This is a genomic window from Streptomyces turgidiscabies Car8 (assembly GCF_000331005.1).
In the GTDB taxonomy this organism is placed as follows: Bacteria; Actinomycetota; Actinomycetes; order Streptomycetales; family Streptomycetaceae; genus Streptomyces; species Streptomyces turgidiscabies.
Map to the genome: position 1 here is coordinate 1 of NZ_AEJB01000168.1, position 2,805 is coordinate 2,805.

General features: G+C 71.3%; 1 protein-coding gene and 1 pseudogene. Both read left to right on the forward strand.

All coding sequences use genetic code 11. From position 1 onward, the window contains the following. A pseudogene (locus tag STRTUCAR8_RS53720) lies at positions 1 to 284 on the forward strand (hypothetical protein); the annotation flags it as partial. 242 nt (positions 285 to 526) lie between these two features. Further along, positions 527 to 2,785, forward strand: coding sequence for a DEAD/DEAH box helicase (locus STRTUCAR8_RS10535; protein WP_006375603.1), 2,259 nt, complete (start codon positions 527 to 529; stop codon positions 2,783 to 2,785). Positions 2,786 to 2,805 lie beyond the last annotated feature (20 nt).

Consider the following 2,805-nt stretch of genomic DNA (forward strand, 5'->3'; position numbering starts at 1 on the left):
CCTCCCCGTCCGCCGGTCAGAGCGCGCCCGCGTCGGAGCCCACCAGGCCGGCCGGTGGCAGCCCCGGGCCGGTCGGCCCCGGTGCGCCCACACCGACGAAGCCGCAGGCCACACCCACGAAGACCGCCGAGCCCGAGCCGGAGCCGCCGCCCGTGTCACCCACGCCCCCGCCGCCCTCGCCGGAGCCGACGGTCGCGGAGCCGTCGTCCTCGGTGCAGCCGCAGCAGGCCCAGCCGCAACTGATGACCCGGGAGCCCGCGCCAGAGGCCGGGGTGGCTGTCTAGACCCGTCCGATCGAAGGTCCAGAAGGGTGTTGACCTGGGATGACGGTACTCAATTTGCCCAAAGGGGAGGTGAGTGCGTATGGTAGTAGATCGTTTGATCCCATTGCCTGGCGCCGAAGAGATGCGCCGCGTGTGGCGCGTACTCTCCCTTGCCGTGGCTGACCGCATTGAGGCGGTCGAATTGCGAAATCACGGAGTTGACGGGCGCGTGCCGACGAGACTCCGGAAGGTTTCGCATTCGCATGTCCATTTCCAGTACTGATCACATCGTCGTGCCCGAGAACGAGGACAACGAGGCCATCGACCTCGACCTCGCGCAGACGGCCGCCGACACCGACGCCGCCGACTCGAACGACACCGAGTCCGGCGAGCCGGAGATCACCTTCACCGACCTCGGTCTCCCCGAGGGCGTCGTGCGCAAGCTCACGCAGAACGGTGTGACCAGCCCCTTCCCGATCCAGGCCGCGACCATCCCGGACGCCCTGGCCGGCAAGGACATCCTCGGCCGTGGCCGCACCGGCTCCGGCAAGACCCTCTCCTTCGGTCTGCCGCTGCTGACGAAGCTGTCCGGCGGCCACACCGAGAAGAAGAAGCCCCGCGGCATCATCCTCACGCCGACCCGTGAGCTCGCGATGCAGGTCGCGGACGCCCTCCAGCCGTACGGCGACGTCCTCGGCCTCAAGATGAAGGTCGTCTGCGGCGGTACGTCGATGAGCAACCAGATGTACGCCCTGGAGCGCGGCGTCGACGTCCTCGTCGCCACGCCCGGCCGTCTGCGCGACATCATCAACCGCGGCGCCTGCTCGCTCGCCAACGTCGAGGTCGCCGTCCTCGACGAGGCCGACCAGATGTCCGACCTGGGCTTCCTGCCCGAGGTCACCGAGCTGCTCGACCAGATCCCCGGCGGCGGCCAGCGCATGCTGTTCTCGGCCACCATGGAGAACGAGATCTCCACGCTGGTCAAGCGCTACCTGACCAACCCGGTCACGCACGAGGTCGACAGCGCCCAGGGCAACGTCACGACGATGTCCCACCACATCCTCATCGTGAAGCCCAAGGACAAGGCGCCGGTCACGGCCGCGATCGCCTCCCGCAAGGGCCGCACGATCATCTTCGTCCGCACCCAGCTGGGCGCCGACCGTATCGCCGAGCAGCTCTGCGACTCCGGTGTGAAGGCCGACGCGCTGCACGGCGGTATGACGCAGGGCGCGCGTACCCGCGTCCTCGAGGACTTCAAGAAGGGCTACGTCAACGCCCTGGTCGCCACCGACGTCGCCGCGCGCGGCATCCACGTCGACGGCATCGACCTGGTCCTGAACGTGGACCCGGCCGGCGACCACAAGGACTACCTGCACCGCTCCGGCCGTACGGCCCGCGCGGGCCGCTCCGGCACGGTCGTGTCGCTGTCCCTGCCGCACCAGCGCCGCCAGATCTTCCGCCTGATGGAGGACGCGGGCGTCGACGCCTCGCGCCACATCATCCAGGGCGGCGCGGCCTTCGAGCCGGAGGTCGCGGAGATCACCGGCGCCCGGTCGATGACCGAGGTCCAGGCCGAGTCCGCGGGCAACGCCGCGCAGCAGGCCGAGCGTGAGGTCTCGCAGCTCACCAAGGAGCTGGAGCGCGCCGCACGTCGTGCCACCGAACTGCGCGAGGAGGCCGACCGGCTGACCGCGCGTGCGGCGCGCGAGCGGGGCGAGGACCCGGAGGCCGCCGTTGCCGCGGTGGCCGAGGCCGCCGCTGCCGTCGTCATCGAGGAGGCCGCCGCCGAGGCGACGGCCGCCGCTGAGGCGCAGGCACGCGAGGAGCGTCCGCGCCGTGACGAGCGGGGCAACTACGAGCGCCGCGAGCGCCCGTCGGGTGGCTTCAACCGTGACAACGACCGTGGTGGCCGTTCCTTCGAGCGTCGCGACGAGCGCCCCTCCGGTGGCGGTTTCCGCCGCGACGACCGTCGTGACGGTGGTGGCGACCGTGGTGGTTTCCGCCGCGACGAGCGCCCGTCGGGTGGCTTCAACCGTGACAACGACCGTGGTGGCCGTTCCTTCGAGCGTCGCGACGAGCGCCCCTCCGGTGGCGGTTTCCGCCGGGACGACCGTCGTGACGGTGGTGGCGACCGTGGTGGTTTCCGCCGCGACGACCGCCCGTCGGGTGGCTTCAACCGTGACAACGACCGTGGTGGCCGTTCCTTCGAGCGTCGCGACGAGCGCCCCTCGGGTTCGGGTGGTGGCTTCCGCCGGGACGACCGTCGTGACGGTGGTGGCGACCGTGGTGGTTTCCGCCGCGACGACCGCCCGTCCACCGGTCACCGAGGCAGCGACCGCCCGTTCAACCGTGACCGCCAGGGCGACCGCCCCGCGGGCGGCGGCTTCCGCGCCGGCGGCCACGACCGCCCGTCGTACGGCCGCCGCGACGACCACCGGGGCTCCGGCACGGGTACGGGCTCCGGCTCGGGTTCGTCCTTCGGCCGCCGCGACGAGAAGCCGCGCTGGAAGCGCAACGGCTGATCGCTGACTGACTACTGAAG